General features: G+C 39.1%; 14 protein-coding genes and 1 tRNA gene. 5 read left to right on the forward strand and 10 right to left on the reverse strand.

Going from position 1 to position 16075, the window contains the following annotated elements:
- The gene (locus RM553_RS07285; RefSeq protein WP_083645669.1) at positions 1 to 1503 is read left to right on the forward strand and encodes an efflux RND transporter periplasmic adaptor subunit; all 1503 of its coding nucleotides are present in this window, start codon (positions 1 to 3) and stop codon (positions 1501 to 1503) included.
- Positions 1504 to 1521: 18 nt separating this feature from the next.
- Complete coding sequence (locus RM553_RS07290) at positions 1522 to 4626, forward strand: efflux RND transporter permease subunit (protein ID WP_083645668.1); 3105 nt, start codon at positions 1522 to 1524, stop codon at positions 4624 to 4626.
- A gap of 290 nt (positions 4627 to 4916) precedes the next feature.
- Here the strand turns inward: RM553_RS07290 and RM553_RS07295 are convergent, their stop codons facing one another.
- The 6 genes from RM553_RS07295 to RM553_RS07320 all read right to left on the reverse strand — a co-directional run bounded on the left by RM553_RS07295 (position 4917) and on the right by RM553_RS07320 (position 8734).
- The gene (locus RM553_RS07295) at positions 4917 to 5123 is read right to left on the reverse strand and encodes a GDCCVxC domain-containing (seleno)protein (protein ID WP_083645667.1); all 207 of its coding nucleotides are present in this window, start codon (positions 5121 to 5123) and stop codon (positions 4917 to 4919) included.
- Positions 5124 to 5140: 17 nt separating this feature from the next.
- Positions 5141 to 6487, reverse strand: a complete 1347-nt coding sequence (locus RM553_RS07300) for a dihydrolipoyl dehydrogenase family protein (RefSeq protein WP_083645666.1) — start codon at positions 6485 to 6487, stop codon at positions 5141 to 5143.
- A 1-nt stretch (position 6488) separates the two neighbouring features.
- Positions 6489 to 7109 carry a mercuric transport protein MerTP gene (merTP, locus tag RM553_RS07305; protein WP_241551299.1) on the reverse strand — a complete coding sequence of 207 codons (621 nt, stop codon included), beginning with the start codon at positions 7107 to 7109 and terminating at the stop codon, positions 6489 to 6491.
- Between the two features lie 5 nt (positions 7110 to 7114).
- Positions 7115 to 7480 (reverse strand): ArsR/SmtB family transcription factor, encoded by a 366-nt coding sequence (locus RM553_RS07310; RefSeq protein WP_083645664.1) that lies wholly within the window; start codon positions 7478 to 7480, stop codon positions 7115 to 7117.
- Positions 7481 to 8179: 699 nt separating this feature from the next.
- Positions 8180 to 8253 (reverse strand) — tRNA-Arg (locus tag RM553_RS07315).
- Between the two features lie 214 nt (positions 8254 to 8467).
- Positions 8468 to 8734 (reverse strand): hypothetical protein, encoded by a 267-nt coding sequence (locus RM553_RS07320; protein WP_311534270.1) that lies wholly within the window; start codon positions 8732 to 8734, stop codon positions 8468 to 8470.
- Between the two features lie 251 nt (positions 8735 to 8985).
- Here RM553_RS07320 and RM553_RS07325 point away from each other — a divergent pair, with 251 nt between their 5' ends.
- Both RM553_RS07325 and RM553_RS07330 read left to right on the forward strand, forming a co-directional pair.
- On the forward strand, positions 8986 to 10599 hold the full coding sequence (locus RM553_RS07325; RefSeq protein WP_311534271.1) for an ArnT family glycosyltransferase: 1614 nt from the start codon (positions 8986 to 8988) through the stop codon (positions 10597 to 10599).
- 53 nt (positions 10600 to 10652) lie between these two features.
- Complete coding sequence (locus RM553_RS07330; RefSeq protein WP_311534312.1) at positions 10653 to 11624, forward strand: type I phosphomannose isomerase catalytic subunit; 972 nt, start codon at positions 10653 to 10655, stop codon at positions 11622 to 11624.
- Between the two features lie 76 nt (positions 11625 to 11700).
- Here the strand turns inward: RM553_RS07330 and mgrA are convergent, their stop codons facing one another.
- A complete protein-coding gene (gene mgrA / locus RM553_RS07335; protein WP_311534272.1) occupies positions 11701 to 12696 on the reverse strand; it encodes an L-glyceraldehyde 3-phosphate reductase in 996 nt (331 codons plus the stop codon).
- 181 nt (positions 12697 to 12877) lie between these two features.
- Between mgrA and RM553_RS07340 the strand changes: the two genes are divergently transcribed.
- On the forward strand, positions 12878 to 13981 hold the full coding sequence (locus RM553_RS07340; protein ID WP_311534273.1) for a fatty acid desaturase family protein: 1104 nt from the start codon (positions 12878 to 12880) through the stop codon (positions 13979 to 13981).
- 11 nt (positions 13982 to 13992) lie between these two features.
- Here the strand turns inward: RM553_RS07340 and deoD are convergent, their stop codons facing one another.
- The 3 genes from deoD to RM553_RS07355 all read right to left on the reverse strand — a co-directional run bounded on the left by deoD (position 13993) and on the right by RM553_RS07355 (position 16062).
- Positions 13993 to 14691: a purine-nucleoside phosphorylase gene (deoD, locus tag RM553_RS07345; protein WP_311534274.1), complete on the reverse strand. Its 699-nt coding sequence runs from the start codon at positions 14689 to 14691 to the stop codon at positions 13993 to 13995.
- 1 nt (position 14692) lies between these two features.
- Positions 14693 to 15337, reverse strand: a complete 645-nt coding sequence (gene deoC / locus RM553_RS07350) for a deoxyribose-phosphate aldolase (protein ID WP_311534275.1) — start codon at positions 15335 to 15337, stop codon at positions 14693 to 14695.
- A gap of 149 nt (positions 15338 to 15486) precedes the next feature.
- Positions 15487 to 16062: a VOC family protein gene (locus tag RM553_RS07355; RefSeq protein ID WP_311534276.1), complete on the reverse strand. Its 576-nt coding sequence runs from the start codon at positions 16060 to 16062 to the stop codon at positions 15487 to 15489.
- Positions 16063 to 16075 lie beyond the last annotated feature (13 nt).

The following is a 16075-nucleotide window of genomic DNA, read 5'->3' on the forward strand; positions in this document are numbered from 1 at the left end:
ATGAAATATATTTATATAACATGCATCGCACTTTTTCTTTTTTCCTGCGGAAATAACGAGGAAGCAGAACACGCGCATGATGCAGAAGGAAACCATGTAGGCTCCGAAGTTCCTGCGATTAGTAAAACCATTTGGACAAACCAGACAGAACTTTTCGTGGAATTTCCGGCTTTGGTGGAAGGCAGAACCAGCAAATTTGCAGCTCATTTTACGGTGTTGGACAAACATCAACCTGTTCGTAAAGGTTCAGTAACGGTGAGCCTTATTAAGGGAGAAACCGGGATTCGCCATAAGGTGGATGCCCCTTCATCCCCAGGAATTTTTTCACCCGCTTTACAGCCGAAAACGCCTGGAACCTATGATCTGGTCTTTGATCTGAAAACTCCTGAGTATTCAGATAGAATCGTGATCGAAGATGTACAGGTTTATGCTTCTGCAGAAGAAGCTTCAAAGAATGTAGCGGAAGCAGAAGAAGGCGGCATCAGCTTTTTAAAGGAGCAGGCCTGGAAAATCGATTTTCAGACGGAACCTGTCACACAGGGAGAAGTGTATGATGTTGTTCATACTTCCGGAATTTGGCAGGCTGCCCCGGGAACTTATAAGACCCTGGCGGCAGGAGCTAATGGAATGGTGAATTTTGTTTCAGAAAACCTTACAGAAGGCACCGAGGTGAAAAGAGGGCAATTATTGATGAACCTGAGCAGTGAAGGACTTTCTTCCAATAATGTACAGGCAGAGATTGCCCAGGCTAAAGCCAGATATGATCAGGTCAAAGCGGAATATGAACGGAAGAAAGAACTCTACGAGGATAAGATTGTTCCCAAGGCGGAATTCGAAAAGGTGGAAAGCGATTTTCGCGTAGCCGAAGCGAATTACCGGGCGCTTGCTTCTAATTACGGCGCAGGCGGGAAGCAAATTAGAGCTCCCTTTGCCGGGTTTATTAAATCCATCAGTACCTCTAACGGAAATTATGTGGAACAGGGAGCACAACTTGTCACCGTCGGGACCGATAAATCACGAATATTGAAAACACAGTTAAGTGCCTCTCACAATCCAAGTAAAGAATCAATTGCCAACGTGTGGTACAAGAGTGAAAATGGAGAATGGAAGGAAGTGGAAGGTTCAGATAGCTCGATAATTTCGGTAGGCAAGGAAGTGGAAGACCGAAAACCGATGATCCCGGTATTTATCAAGGTAAATGATGTGGTTGAAATGCCTGAAGGTAGTTTTACTGAAGTCCAGATTGCTCTGGGTGAAGCTGAAAATGGAATTGTAGTTCCTGAAGCGGCTTTACTGGAAGATTATGGAAATTATTCTGTTATCGTACAAACTGGTGGCGAGAGTTACGAAAGAAGACCTGTAAAGATCGGGAAGCGAAATGGTAAGCACGCGCAGGTTCTTAGCGGACTTGAAGCTGGAGAAGTTGTGGTAACCACAGGTTTCTACCAGGTCAAAATGGCTTCTATGTCCGGTACAACTCCTGCACACGGCCATGATCATTAATCCTGAAAAAGAAACTAGATGTTAAATAAAATATTATCAATTTCGCTTCAGAACAGGCTTTTGGTTCTTCTGGCAGCGGTTGTACTGAGTATTACCGGGTTTTACCTCGCACGTAATATGAACGTAGATGTATTCCCTGATCTTACTGCACCTACTGTGACCATACTTACGGAAGCCCACGGTATGGAGTCGGAAGAAGTAGAGAAACTAGTGACCTACCAGCTTGAGACCGCGATGAATGGCTCGCCAAATGTGAGAAGGATTCGTTCTTCTTCTGCGGCAGGAATTTCTATCGTTTGGGTTGAATTCGACTGGGGCACCGATATTTATAAAGCCAGACAGATCGTAAGTGAGCGTATTCCAATGGTTCGTGAAAACCTGCCCAGTGGGATCGGTGCTCCCACAATGGCACCTATTTCTTCCATTATGGGAGAAGTAATGTTGCTGGGAGTCACTTCAGACAGTCTTAGCCCTATGGAGTTAAGAACATTATCAGACTGGCAGATCCGTCCGCGTATTAAAGCTATCGGAGGGATTGCCAACGTAGTGGTGATTGGAGGTGATTATAAGCAATACCAGGTTTTTGCTAATCCCGGAAAAATGAAATATTACGACGTAAGCCTTGAAGAGCTTACTGAGAAAGTCCGGGAAGCGAATACTAACGCCCCGGGTGGTTTCCTGAATGAATATGGAAATCAGTATATCATTAAAGGAAATGGAAGAGCCTATGCTTTAGAAGATTTGGAAGAAGCTGTGGTCAAGCAGGTAAATGGCCAGAGCATCAAGATCAAAGATATAGCTGAAGTGCAAATTGGATCTGCCGATAAAATTGGTGATGGTTCCCTGAATGCAGAACCGGCGGTTATCCTCACTATATCCAAGCAACCCGATGTGAATACACTGGAGCTTACAGAAAGGCTTGATGAAGCCATCGCCGAACTGGAGACCAGTCTTCCTGAAAGCGTAGAGATCAAAAGCCAGATCTTCCGACAAGCCGATTTTATTGATGCTTCCATAAGTAATCTTAATATGACGCTGCTGGAAGGAGCATTTTTTGTAGTGATTGTACTCTTTATTTTCTTAATGAACTGGCGTACAACCCTCATTTCGCTGCTGGCAATTCCAATTTCATTACTGGTGTCAATAATTGTTTTGAAAATGCTTGGGTATACCATCAATACAATGAGTTTAGGAGGTATGGCTATTGCAATTGGAGCTTTGGTAGATGATGCCATCATTGATGTTGAGAACGTTTACAAACGCCTTCGGGAGAACATTCGAAAACCAAAAGCTGAAAGGCAGGGGGTTATTACAGTGGTAAGGGAAGCTTCGGTTGAAATTAGAAGTTCGATCATCATTGCGACACTTATCATTATTGTTTCTTTTGTACCGCTATTTTTTCTTGGCGGAATGGAAGGGCGATTGCTGAAGCCTCTCGGAATAGCATTTATAACTTCAGTCCTGACTTCTTTGGTGGTGGCGGTAACCGTCACTCCTGTATTGTGCACCTATCTTCTGAAAAAGGAAAAGATGCTGAAGAAACAGGCTGAAGGGACTAAAGTTGAAAGATGGTTACAGAAGTCTTATGCTGATATTCTAAATAGAGCATTAAGGATTCCCAAAACAGTGATAACGGTCACAGTGATCGCTTTTTTACTGAGTATTGCCCTCTTTACTCAATTAGGAAGAAGTTTTCTTCCGGAATTTAATGAGGGTTCTATGGTAATTAGTGTGGTTGGTCCTCCGGGAATGTCGCTGGAAGAAAGCAATAAGACCGGGAAACAGGTAGAGCAATTGTTGCTTGAGATGCCGGAAGTTGCTGTGGTTACCAGAAGAACAGGAAGAGCCGAATTGGACGAGCATGCCCAGGGGGTGAATGCCGCCGAGATCGATGTCCCGTTTACCCTGGAAGATAAGTCCAAGGAGGAATTTTTTGAAGATGTTAGAAATAAACTCAGCATCGTTCCTGGTGTTAATATCACCCTTGGACAGCCTATTGCCCACCGTATAGATCATATGCTCTCAGGAACCAGGGCCAATATCGCGATCAAAATTTTTGGCCCTGATCTGCAACAGTTGTATGAAATAGGTAAAAGCGTGGAGGAGAATATAAAACCTATCGATGGACTTGCCGATGTAGCTGTAGATCAGCAGATCGAAGTACCGCAAATCAAGATCACTCCAAAACGTCAGATCCTTTCCGCTTACGGAATGACAGTTGGCCAGCTGATGGTGCAGGTGGATGTGGCTTTTGCAGGACACGAAGTAGGGGAGATCTATGAAGGACAGAAGTATTTTGATCTGGTGGTACGTTATGAAGAAGGTTTCAGAAATAGCATTGAGAAAATCAAAACCGCTTTGATTGGTCTGCCGAATGGATCACAGGTGCCACTAGAGCAGCTGGCACAAGTTTCTTCGGTTAGCAGCCCTAATACCATAAGCAGGGAAGATGTGCAGCGTAAAATTGTCGTTGCCGCTAATGTGCAGGGCCGTGACTTGAGAAGTGCGGTAGAAGAGATCCGGGAAACTGTAAATTCTTCGGTGACTATTCCGGAAGGTTATAGGGTACAGTATGGCGGGCAGTTCGAAAGTGAGTCAAGAGCTTCGCAAATGCTTTTAATCACGGCCGTGATAGCCATTTTTGTGATCTTTTTATTGCTTTATTTTGAATTCAATAATGTAAAGCTGGCATTTGTTGTACTTATCAATTTGCCATTGGCACTTATTGGCGGAATCCTGATCGTTTACTTTACTTCCGGAATTGTAAGTATAGCTTCTACTATTGGATTTATAAGTCTCTTTGGAATAGCAACCCGAAATGGAATCTTACTCGTTTCGAGATATGAAGATCTAAGAAAAGAAGGTTGGAAAGGTTATGAACTTATAAAAACCGGGGCGTTAGATAGACTGAATCCAATCCTGATGACCGCTTTTACAACTGGTTTGGCGCTTATTCCGCTAGCCTTAAAAGGAGGTGAACCGGGTAGTGAGATCCAAAGCCCTATGGCGGTTGTTATTTTGGGTGGTTTACTTTCTGCAACCATTCTGAATCTGGTGGTTATACCTTGTGTGTATGAACTAGTAACCCATAACAATGCAGGTAATCAAAATATAATTGAATAGAATTTATTAATATAAAAAGAAGCCGTCTCAAAACCTCTTTTTCGTCACCCTGTCCCGATAGCTATCGGGACGATTCAGGGTCTAATAATTATTTAATTTAAAATTGAAAAGATTCTGAAATAAATTCAGAATGACGGATACTTTACGGTTTTGAGATAGCTTCTTAATTTTCCCAGGTTTCAGCATTCCTTCTGAACATGAGCGAAAGAGTGCTATTGTTGCTTTCAATTATTAGAATCAACTTTTTTAAAATTTAGTTTATTTGGTTTTTCCAATACTCGTTTTATTCTTCAACAACAGGCAGAACCCCCCTGTATTGGCGGACAGGCAACCGAACCGTAAGAGCAAAAGACACAACAGTCCCCTTCTTTAGGCTTAAGAACCTGTTTACAGTTTTCACATTCATAAAAAAACTGACAGGCAGTTGTGGGCATTAGCTCTTCCTTTTTATATCCACAATTCGGGCAGGTGAGCTCCGATTTTAATTTCAATTCCATAATAAATTTAATTTTTTCTACAGCATATGGGGTATATCCGACGCCATAGTAGGATAGGCGAAAATCATGGTTCTTAACTCCTGTAATTTCATTTTTGTTTTAATGGCCATGGCGAAAATATTAATGACTTCCTCTGAATTGGGTCCAATTAAATGAGCACCTAATAGAATCTGTTCTTCTTGATCCTCTATTGTTTTAAATGCGTATTCCTTAACGTTCAGACGTTTTGCATTAAACCAATCATCGGCAGATTTATAGTTTACTTTATATTGAATTCCTTTCTCGTTTGCCTGTTTTTCTGTCAATCCCACTGAAGCCATTGTGGGATGGGTAAAAACAACTGTGGGCATTGGCGGATAACTAACTTCTTTTTTATTCCCTTTAATAATGTTGGAAGCCAGTGTATGTCCTTCCAGAACCGCTACAGGAGTCAAAGGTAGTCCCCGTGTATCTGCTGCATCCCCGGCTGCATAAATTCTGGGATTAGAAGTACTTTGTAAATATTCATTTACCGCAATCCCCTTTTTTGAATACGAAATGTTTGCTTTTTCCAGATCAAGATCAAAAATGGCCGGGGGCCTGCCAGCTGAATTAAAAACTGCTTCGACCGTGAAAGATACGTCTTTGCCATTTTTATTTCCTTTCACATTGTAACCTTCTTCGGTTTTTTCTATACCGGAGACTTCAGTTTCCAGAATCAATTTAATTCCTAATTCCTCAGTAGCATTAACAAGATGCTCTACAATATCCTGTTCAAAGTTTTCCAATGGCTTTTTACTGCGATGAACTATAGTGACTTCTGCTCCTGCACGAGCAGCAATGTGAGCAAATTCGAAAGCAATATAACCTCCTCCTATAAATAGTAGGGACTGAGGTAGTTCTTTCAGGTTAAGAAAATCAGTACTTGATAGCGCATATTCCCCACCTTCAAAATCCAGTATTCTTGGTTTTGCCCCTGTAGCAATAACTATTTTATCTGCTTCAATAACTTCATCGCCTACCTGCAAGGTATTATCAGATAAAAATTTAGCGGCAGTGTGATAGGTGTCAATATCTTTATTTTTATATGCTTTTTCAATTTTGGGGGGCATGGCATCTACAAAGGACTGTTTAAATGCCATGATATCTTCCCAATTGACTTTGGGTATGGTATCTATTCCATTTCCTTTAAGCCTTTGGGCAAAATCGCGAACCTCAGTAGCTCCTATAATCACCTTTTTAGGATCACACCCCCGCAGGGCACAAGTACCCCCGTATGGCAATTCATCAGTAATCCCAACTTTAAGTCCTTTGGAGGCACATTTGTTCGCCGCAGTCATTCCGGACATCCCGGAACCAATTACAAATACATCATATTTTTTCATTTCATCTAATCTTTTTCTCCGCAGTAATAGCTTTATATCCAGTCTTATTAATAGCCATAAAGATTTCAGTTGCCGTTACTTTCGATTTATCAAATTCCACTATAGCATTTGAATTTTCATAACTTGCTTTTACAGAGATAATCCCCGGAAGCTTATTTACTTCATTTTCTACATGGGCTTCACATCCTGCACAAGTCATTCCTTCTATTTCAATAATTTTTTTCTCAATATTATTTTCAGCTACTACAAGAATTTCTTTTTCAGAAGTATTATAGAATAACCTTGAATAGTAGGGAAAGGTGAGCATCAAGGCCGTAAAAACAGTAATAACAAACAGAAAACTCTTTGATCGCCAGAAAGAGGTTTTTTCATCTTCGTCACATGCGCATTCTATTTCCTTTTGTGTTCTAGGCTTCAATTTAAGGTACCAGGCGAATACAAGAATTCCTATGGTAAGCCCAATCAAATAAGGTCGGAAAGGTTCTAACCAGGAAAACATGGTAGCAATTCCGCCGCTTCCTGCCAGAATAGCAATAAGTGGCGTTATGCAACATAAAGATGCGGTAATTGCTGTTAATATACTTGCGAATGCAGAATTGGTTGATTTACTGGAAGATTTCATTTAAGCTATTTTTTTGAAGTCCTTAAGGAAGTAAAAATATTGTTCAGTAATGTGGTTTTCTCTCCAACTAATGAATAGTATAGTGTTTGTCCCTCCCTTCGAGACTTTATAAACCCCGCATCTTTAATCTTACGAATATGCTGGGAGATAGCAGGAACACTCATTTCTAAAATATCAGCTATGTCACAGGGACATAATTCATTCTCCATATTTAACAGGAACAGAATTTTTAAACGAACCTCATTTCCGGCAATAGAAAGGAGTTTGGTAATTTCTTTAAAATTATCGTCCATCTTATCTAAGGTCGCTTTGCAATTAAGAAGCTGCTTATGATCAGCTTGTGCTCTGGTACAGGTGATTTCCAGTTTCATAGTATTTAATTATTGAACAAATATATATAAGTATACTTATTTAAGCAAATACTTAAAAATATAAGTGCTTGGATATATATTACAATAAGAGTAGGAGGTACTGACTTACAATTGAGAATTATAACTATGAGAACAACATTCTAGCTAGATTTAATATTTAATCTCAAATAATATTAAATGGTATTATTGTACAATTTGGAAAAGAAAATATAGCTATTCAGTATTTATTCCGTACTAGGTTAAAAAACAAAAGGCTCCCGATTTCTCGAAAGCCTTATTTTTAGTGTACGAGTTTTGAACTCTTGTCCTCCGGGATAGGAATCAAATTGTTAGAAACCGGAAACTGATTTGAAAAAATGAGAATTAATTTTCTTTAATTAATATAAATATGAGAGATAGAAGAACATTCTTCATTCTATAGACTCTTGACCCAGAATTTTTCGAGTTTAATTTCTAAAGGTTTTGATGGAAAGATAAATTTCTCTATCGAAAAAATTACTTGGGTTAATCAAAAATCAATCAAATTGTGTTAAATTTTATAGGTATATGTTAAAATTCCTAAAAGTGTGCGTAAACTGTGCGTATTTATGAAATGACTAAGAGAACAACGCATATTTAAAGAAACTGTTAGCGCCGAATGCTACCATATTTTTAAACCATAAAAAAAGGGACAAACCTTTCGGAAGTCCCTATTTACAGTGATCGCGGCAGGATTCGAACCTGCGACCGTTTGCTTAGAAGGCAAATGCTCTATCCAACTGAGCTACGCGACCGGTGGTGCAATTCTGTATGTCAAATTCGCCTGCTTAGAAGGCAGATGCTCTATCCAACTGAGCTACGCGACCATTTTTGCGGTTGCAAATATAAACCTCTTTAGAAATAAAACAATGTTTTTTAATGAAAAATGTCGGTAAATTCAGGCTTTCTTTATTCCTGTAAAAAGGATGTCCTAAAATAACATCTAAAAAAAGCGGCTTAGAAGCCGCTTTAAAATTCCCGGACCAGTTGTTGGTCCAGATGTTGGGAAGTTATGACCAGCTGATTGACAAGCCGGGGAGTTTGATCCTCCTCTTTTATCACACGGTCAAATAAACCATTAAAGCGCCTCATCAATTCTAAAGTTTTGAGAGAAAGCTGAAAAAAACTTCCCTTTGCGTAGATATTATCTACCAACATCTTTACAGAAGCTATCTGGCTGTATTCTTCTTCTGTGGTTTGAATATAATGTTCTGTTTCCTGTAGCAAAGCTGACATTTTTATAGTCTTAGCTAAGCAGGTATATGTAAATGTAGATGGGCGTGGTAAATATAAAACATCTTAAAGTCTTGCGTAAAATATTCTGCTCACAAATCTTTGAAAGGCATAATTTCTTCGATGAAGACCAATGCTGCCAGCTGACTCCAAGGGTTTTTTCCCGGCAAATCTGGAATGCTGCTATTAAAATTCAGAAGTGGGTTGTTTTTAATTTACCGTAATTATGTAAGTTCGCAATTTATATTTCTAAGATGAAACTTCAGCGCAATTATATTTTTCCCATCATCGCCGTATGTATAGCTATATTCTTTATAAACCTGGATGCCATTTATATAAATATAATGGAAGCCAGAAATTTTATAACTGCCCGCGAGATGCTTAATGATGGGAACTGGATTTTCACTACTATGAATGCTGAACCCCGCTACGAAAAACCCCCATTACCAACCTGGCTCACCGCTGTTTCCATGTTTATCTTTGGGATGGAAAATTTTTTCGCACTCAGGCTTCCTGCGGCACTTTCCACATTATTGCTGGTGATCTCCAATTATTTCCTCATTATAAAATTAACGGGGCAAAAGAAGTTTGCCTGGATAGCTTCTTTAATTTTAATGACCTCGTTTTATATTATCTTTTCCGGGCGTAACGGCCAATGGGATATTTTTGCACACGCCTTTATATTGCCTGGAATTTATTTTTTATATCTTCTGCTTACTTCAGAAAAAAGAATTTATAAAAACACTGTTATCGCTGCAGTATTTATAGGTTTTTCTTTTTTGAGCAAAGGCCCGGTTTCCCATTATGCTCTGCTTTTGCCTTTTCTTATTGCCTTTGGTGCGGTTTACCGCTTTAGGGCCATCCGGGGAAAATGGAAAGCAATATTGCTTTTATTGTTTCTCACGATCATAATTTCCGGCTGGTGGAATTTATATGTGTACCTTTTCGATACGAGGGCAGTGGCAAAAATTACTGAAAAGGAAACCGGCAGGTGGCTCGATTACAATGTAAGGCCATTCTATTATTACTGGAGCTTTTTCGTTCATACCGGTATCTGGCTTATTCCTGCTTTTGTAAGCCTGCTATATCCTTATCTAAAGAATAAAGTCTTGGATAAAAAAGTCTATAAATTCACTCTTTTTTGGACGCTGACTTCAGTGCTACTTCTATCAATTATTCCTGAAAAAAAAATAAGGTATTTACTTCCCGTTTTTATTCCGCTTGCATTTAATACAGCTTTTTATATAGAATACCTGTTTCGAAATTTCAGGTTGGAAATGGCAAAAAAAGAAGCATGGATCGTATATTTTAATTTTGGCCTCATTGCCTTAATTGGAATAATTTTTCCCTTTGCGGGTTATTTTTACTTTGGAAATGAAATTGCCAAATTTCCGTTTTGGTTTGGTCTTACAGCACTATCCCTCTTCAGCCTTGGGCTTGGTATCCTGTTTTTTTTGCGCAGAAGAAATATTGAAAAGGTCTTTTATTTCAGTATAGGATTTATTGTTAGCCTTATATGGTTTGGCCTTCCCATGGCTCAATATATTAATGTAAACGAAAATTATAACAGCATTACCAATGTAAAGCCAATGCTGGAAGAAACAGGTTTACCTCTTTACGAATTCAGAGGTTTTACGCCAGAGATTATATGGGAATATGGAGAACCTATTCCTGTTTTACATGAAGAAGACGCGCTACCAGCTGAAGCCTCTTTTTATCTTCTTGCCAAAGAAGGTATGGAAGAAAGTCTGCGGGAAGAATTTGAAGGTTATAATCTCAAGAAAGTGGAAAGTTTTGATATGAATCCAGTTTCTTCCACTCATAAAGTCAGGCTTTACCGCGATCTTTATCTGCTGGAAAGACAATGATTTTTGATATTAAGAACTATATTTGAAGGTCCAAAAAAGAATAAAACATGAAAATGCCCGATTATCCGTTAAAATTTACCCCAATCCTGAAAGAGAAAATCTGGGGAGGAAACAAGCTTAAAGATATTCTCAACAAACATTCCATTGTGGAGAATTTAGGGGAAAGCTGGGAAATATCTGGTGTGGCCGAAAATGTATCTGTAGTTGAAAATGGAGATTTGCGAGGAACTTCTTTAAAGAAACTTATCGAAGAGCATAAGGGCAAGTTTGTAGGAGAAAAGATCTATGAGCAATTTGGAGATGATTTTCCACTACTTATTAAGTTTATAGATGCCAGCACCGAACTTTCGGTACAGCTACACCCAAACGACAGATTAGCCAAAAAACGCCACAACTCCTTCGGAAAAACAGAAATGTGGTACATTATGCAGGCTGATGAAAATGCTAAAATTAATGTTGGCTTTAAGGAGAGCATTAACCGGGAGGAATACCTTAATGCTCTGGAAGCAAATGAGATTACCAAACTCCTTAATTTTGAAGAAGTTAAAAAAGGGGATAGTTTTTTCATAAATACCGGGAAAGTACATGCAATAGGCGCCGGGGTTTTACTTGCTGAAATTCAGCAAACTTCAGATATAACATATCGTATTTATGATTGGGACAGGGTGGACGCTGATGGTAATTCGCGGGAACTGCATACCGCCCTGGCTATAGACGCCATAGATTTTGAAAGAAAAGATGATTTTAAACTTAATTATGAGAAAAGGTTAAATGAATCTACCAATATAGCGCAATGCCAGTATTTTACCACTAATTATTTGCCTGTAAATGGTAAGGTGAACAAAGATTACACTAAAACAGATTCATTTGTGATTTACATGTGCGTTAGCGGCAGGGCTGAAATTGCAACAAAGGGAAATGTTGAAACCATCCAGCAGGGTCAAACTATTCTAATTCCTGCAAACATTGAAAAAGTTCATATTCAGTCAAAAGACTGTGAACTTTTGGAGGTCTATATTGGATAACCTATTAAGCTGAAAATTAAAAGCTGCGGAAAATTTTTCCGCAGCTTTTTTGTTTACTGCTAACTGTAGCTGATTATTATTTCTTCAGAATACTGTCAATTTCTTCCAGCTCATTGCTGCTAAATTCCAGGTTATCTAATGCTCCAATATTATCTTGCAGTTGAGAAACTTTACTTACTCCAACCAAAACCGAAGTAACACGATTATCTTTTAACAACCAGGCTACTGCCATTTGAGCCAGGCTTTGGCCACGGGATTGCGCTATCTTGTTCAGCTTTTGCACCTGTTCAACTACCTCGGGTGTAATCTGGGATTCGTTTAAATAGCTGCCTTCTGTTGCTGCACGGGAATCTTCAGGAATGCCGTTCAGATATTTATTGGTGAGGATACCCTGTTCCAGTGGGGAAAAAACAATACTGCCAATGCCTTCGTGTTCTAAAGTATTTAGTAGCCCGTCTTCCACCCAGCGGTCCATCATATTATAGCGCGGTTGGTGTATTAAAAATGGTGTTTTTTGCTCCCGGAGAATTTCAGCAGCTTTAGATGTTTCCTTAGCCGAATACTGAGAGATTCCCACATAAAGCGCTTTTCCATCCCTTACAATCTGGTCCAGCGCGCCCATGGTTTCTTCAAGAGGAGTATCCGGGTCTGGGCGGTGGTGATAAAAAATGTCTACGTAATCCAGTCCCATTCGTTGCAGGGACTGGTCCAGGCTGGCAATAAGATATTTTCTTGAACCAAAGTTACCGTAAGGCCCTGGCCACATATCCCAGCCGGCCTTTGTAGAGATAATTAGTTCATCCCTGTAAGCTTTAAAATCTTCTTTAAAAATTTTTCCAAAGTTTTTTTCTGCTGAACCATAAGGAGGCCCGTAATTATTGGCCAGGTCAAAATGTGTTATTCCATTGTCAAAAGCGGTACGCAGGATCTGCCGGGCATTGTCAAAATTATCTTTATCTCCAAAGTTATGCCACAGGCCAATGGAAATAAGGGGAAGCATTATTCCGCTTTTTCCACAACGGCGGTATTCCATATTTTCATAACGATTTTCATCGGCTGTATAATTCTCCATTTTTTAGTTTTTGATTAATTAATTTATCTGTAAAAGATAAAGTTAAGTAAAACAGGTTTCAATTGCCATCAAACAGATCCTCATTTTCTTAATCTAATGCTAATTCTTTGTAGGGTTTACAGGCATCTTTTAATTTCGATAGAAATACCCGTACCTGTTTTTAGAACGTAAAAATATGTATATGGAAAGTATGAATGTCCATCCGCCTCAGTACCAAAAAAATACAGATATAAAATTTTCAGCTTTAAGAAAAGATGTTTTTCAGAAAGTAAGGAACCTGGAGAGAAGCAAAAAATTTGAAATCAAGATAAAGGCATTTCTCTTTCCCTTCATGTACTTTTTAATATATGCTTTATTGCTTCTGGACGGAAGAGAAGAAGGCGTATTCTATTTCTCCTATTTTCTACTGGGAATCTTGTTGGTGCTCAATTTTTTAAACCTTATCCATGATGCGGTGCATGAAGTTATTTTTACTTCAGCTAAATGGATGAATAAAATCTATGTTTACTTTTTTGATCTGCTTGGTGCCAATAGTTACATCTGGAAAATAAGGCATTTACAACTTCATCATGCTTATCCAAATATTATGCACTGGGACAGCGATTTCGAACAGAGCCCCATGGTTAGGGTTTTTCCACATGCTGAAGCAAAAAAGATGCACGCCTATCAGCACATTTATTTGCCATTTATGTATCCGCTGTACTTGTTCAATTGGTTAATTATACGTGATTTCAAGGATTTTTTCAGCAAAAACGCCATTGTAAGGAAAGTGGTAAAAATCCCAGGAAAAGAATTTATCAAACTCTTCCTTTTTAAAGCTTTTTTCTTTTTTTACCTGCTGCTGCTTCCAAAAATTGTTTTGGATGTAGCATGGAGCAGAATTCTTCTTGGATTTTGTCTTATGATTTTAACAGCCAGCCTGCTCTCGTTGCTGGTTCTTCTCTCTCCTCATGCTAATATCCACAGTGATTTTCCAGAAGCAGATGAAAAAGGGAAAATGCCGTACAACTGGTTTGAGCATCAGCTAAAATGTACAAATGATGTCTCCAATGATAATTTCTTTATCAGGTTTTTTATGGGCAGTTTTAATTATCATATTGCTCATCATCTTTTTCCAAATGTGCACCATGTTTATTATCCTGAAATCACTAAATCCATAAAGGGTTTTGCGAAGGAAAATAACCTGCCTTACCGGCAACAAACTTTGTGGCAATCCCTTAAAGGCCATTACGATTTACTGAAGCAAAATGCAGTGCGTGAAAATATATTTGAAGAAACCATGTGAACAGGTGTGATTTAAACAACGCTTAAGGCGATTTTCATCATATCTGAAAATGATTTTTCCCGGTCTTCTGAAGAAAGGCTCTCCCCGGTTACCAGGGAGTCTGATATAGTGAGCAGGGATAAAGCAGAAGCCCCATGTTGTGCGGCGATAGTGTATAATCCTGCAGTTTCCATTTCAACACAAAGGATCCCGAATCTTGCCCATTTTTTATAATCTTCCGCGTCATCTTCATAAAAAATATCTGAAGATAAAACATTACCTGCATGAACCTGAATATTTTCCTGCAGGGCATAATTGGCAGCCTTTGTAAAAAGTTGAAAATCTGCTGTAGGAGCAAAATTAGCTCCCGGAAATCTTGCTGTATTAATTCCTGAAGTAGACGATGCAGCCATGGCCATCACAATATCATTGATCTTTACCTTTTCCAGGTAAGAGCCTGCCGAACCTACACGAATAAGGTTTTTTACCCCATAATGATTAATAAGCTCATGGCAGTAAATAAGAGTGGAAGGAATGCCCATTCCCGTTCCCTGCACTGAAACTTTTTTCCCGTTATACAGGCCTGTAAAGCCAAGCATGCCGCGAATGTTGTTGTATTGTTTGGGATGCTCCAGAAAATGATTGGCAATCCATTTTGCCCTCAGGGGATCACCTGGTAATAACACTGTTTCCGCAATATCGCCTTTGTCGGCTTCAATATGAATGCTCATTTTAAGATTTTGAGATTATGAAGATTCCTGAAGAAGTGCCAAGCCGGCTTGCTCCAAGTTTGATATAATTTGCAGCTGTTTCAGCGTCTTTTATGCCTCCTGATGCTTTTACCTGAAGCTTGTCTCCAACTATAGACTTCATCAGTTTTACATCTTCAAACGTAGCCCCGCCGCTGCCAAATCCTGTTGAAGTTTTCACAAAATCAGCCTTTGCGTTAAGGGCGCATTTGCAGGCAGCAATTTTTTCATCTTCAGTAAGATAACAGGTTTCTATTATTACTTTCAGAACTTTTGTCCCTATAGCTTTTTTGATTTCTGAAATCTCATCTTCCACAAATTTCAGGTTGCCATCTTTAAGCTCTCCAATATTGATTACCATATCAATTTCATCTGCACCACTTGCAGTACATTCCCTTGCTTCAAAAATTTTTGAGCGGGTATCCATGGCCCCCAGAGGAAATCCTATTACCGCTGCTACTTTAACTCCAGAACCTTTTAATGCTTCTCCAGCAAGCCTTACGTAGCTTCCATTCACACATACGGCATAAAACTGGTGTTTTTTTGCTTCCTTACAAAGCTGGATAATATCGCCTGGGGTAGCCACAGCTTTTAAACTGGTATGGTCTATATATTGGTTCAATTGCATTTACGACAGTTTTATATGCAATTTAATTAAAACATTTTTAGCTGCTGCTGATAATTGCCAGATGTACATCATATTTTATGATTTCCATCCAACTTGGGCGGCCTTCATAGTACTTACCATATAGTAGAGGATCCTTGTTAAGCGAAATTCTAATTGGAAGGAGGATTTTTAAGCTGTTCAGGAGTAAGGTTGTTTTGGATCCCTTTTAATTTATCTTCCCCAAACGGCTCATCCCGCACGTCCCAGTAAATTTCCACATAAACACTGTCTGGATCGTAAATATAAATGGACCAGCTTACCCGGTTATCTTTTAGTTCCAGAGGCATATTGCGCCTTTTAAGCTCTTCATAATAAGAAACGAGCTCATCATGTCCTTTAACTTTTATGGCCATTTGCTGCAGGTATCTTTTTTTGGTCGGGATCCTATCTTTTAATCCTTCTTTTAAAACAAGCTCATGGTGACTGTCGCCGGAACTTAAGAAAATACGTTTCGCATTATCGTAAACCGCTTCTTCATGAGTAGTCATATGCAGAACGTCTTCGTAAAACTTCTGGGACTCCTGAAGGTCGCTTACCTGCAGAACAACATGCCCAAGCTTTTGATCTGGCTCTACTTTAAGCTCTTTTTTGGTGTTACAGGATGTAAAACAGAAAAAAGCCAGGGCTAAGAAAGATGTAATCTTTAAACAGGGAAGAAACATTTTACCGGAAAAATCCATTTTCATATAAATTTAGTTT

This window comes from Autumnicola tepida (assembly GCF_031846485.1).
Lineage (GTDB): Bacteria > Bacteroidota > Bacteroidia > Flavobacteriales > Flavobacteriaceae > Autumnicola > Autumnicola tepida.

Excerpts from the sequence above, each read along its gene's own strand:
- RM553_RS07355 (WP_311534276.1), bottom strand. The coding sequence starts at position 16,062 with ATGAAAATGGATTTTTCCGGTAAAATGTTTCTTCCCTGTTTAAAGATT.
- RM553_RS07295 (WP_083645667.1), bottom strand. The coding sequence starts at position 5,123 with ATGGAATTGAAATTAAAATCGGAGCTCACCTGCCCGAATTGTGGATAT.
- RM553_RS07290 (WP_083645668.1), top strand. The coding sequence starts at position 1,522 with ATGTTAAATAAAATATTATCAATTTCGCTTCAGAACAGGCTTTTGGTT.
- RM553_RS07330 (WP_311534312.1), top strand. The coding sequence starts at position 10,653 with ATGCCCGATTATCCGTTAAAATTTACCCCAATCCTGAAAGAGAAAATC.
- deoC (WP_311534275.1), bottom strand. The coding sequence starts at position 15,337 with ATGCAATTGAACCAATATATAGACCATACCAGTTTAAAAGCTGTGGCT.
- deoD (WP_311534274.1), bottom strand. The coding sequence starts at position 14,691 with ATGAGCATTCATATTGAAGCCGACAAAGGCGATATTGCGGAAACAGTG.
- RM553_RS07320 (WP_311534270.1), bottom strand. The coding sequence starts at position 8,734 with ATGTCAGCTTTGCTACAGGAAACAGAACATTATATTCAAACCACAGAA.
- RM553_RS07300 (WP_083645666.1), bottom strand. The coding sequence starts at position 6,487 with ATGAAAAAATATGATGTATTTGTAATTGGTTCCGGGATGTCCGGAATG.
- mgrA (WP_311534272.1), bottom strand. The coding sequence starts at position 12,696 with ATGGAGAATTATACAGCCGATGAAAATCGTTATGAAAATATGGAATAC.
- RM553_RS07325 (WP_311534271.1), top strand. The coding sequence starts at position 8,986 with ATGAAACTTCAGCGCAATTATATTTTTCCCATCATCGCCGTATGTATA.
- RM553_RS07285 (WP_083645669.1), top strand. The coding sequence starts at position 1 with ATGAAATATATTTATATAACATGCATCGCACTTTTTCTTTTTTCCTGC.
- RM553_RS07340 (WP_311534273.1), top strand. The coding sequence starts at position 12,878 with ATGGAAAGTATGAATGTCCATCCGCCTCAGTACCAAAAAAATACAGAT.
- RM553_RS07310 (WP_083645664.1), bottom strand. The coding sequence starts at position 7,480 with ATGAAACTGGAAATCACCTGTACCAGAGCACAAGCTGATCATAAGCAG.
- merTP (WP_241551299.1), bottom strand. The coding sequence starts at position 7,109 with ATGAAATCTTCCAGTAAATCAACCAATTCTGCATTCGCAAGTATATTA.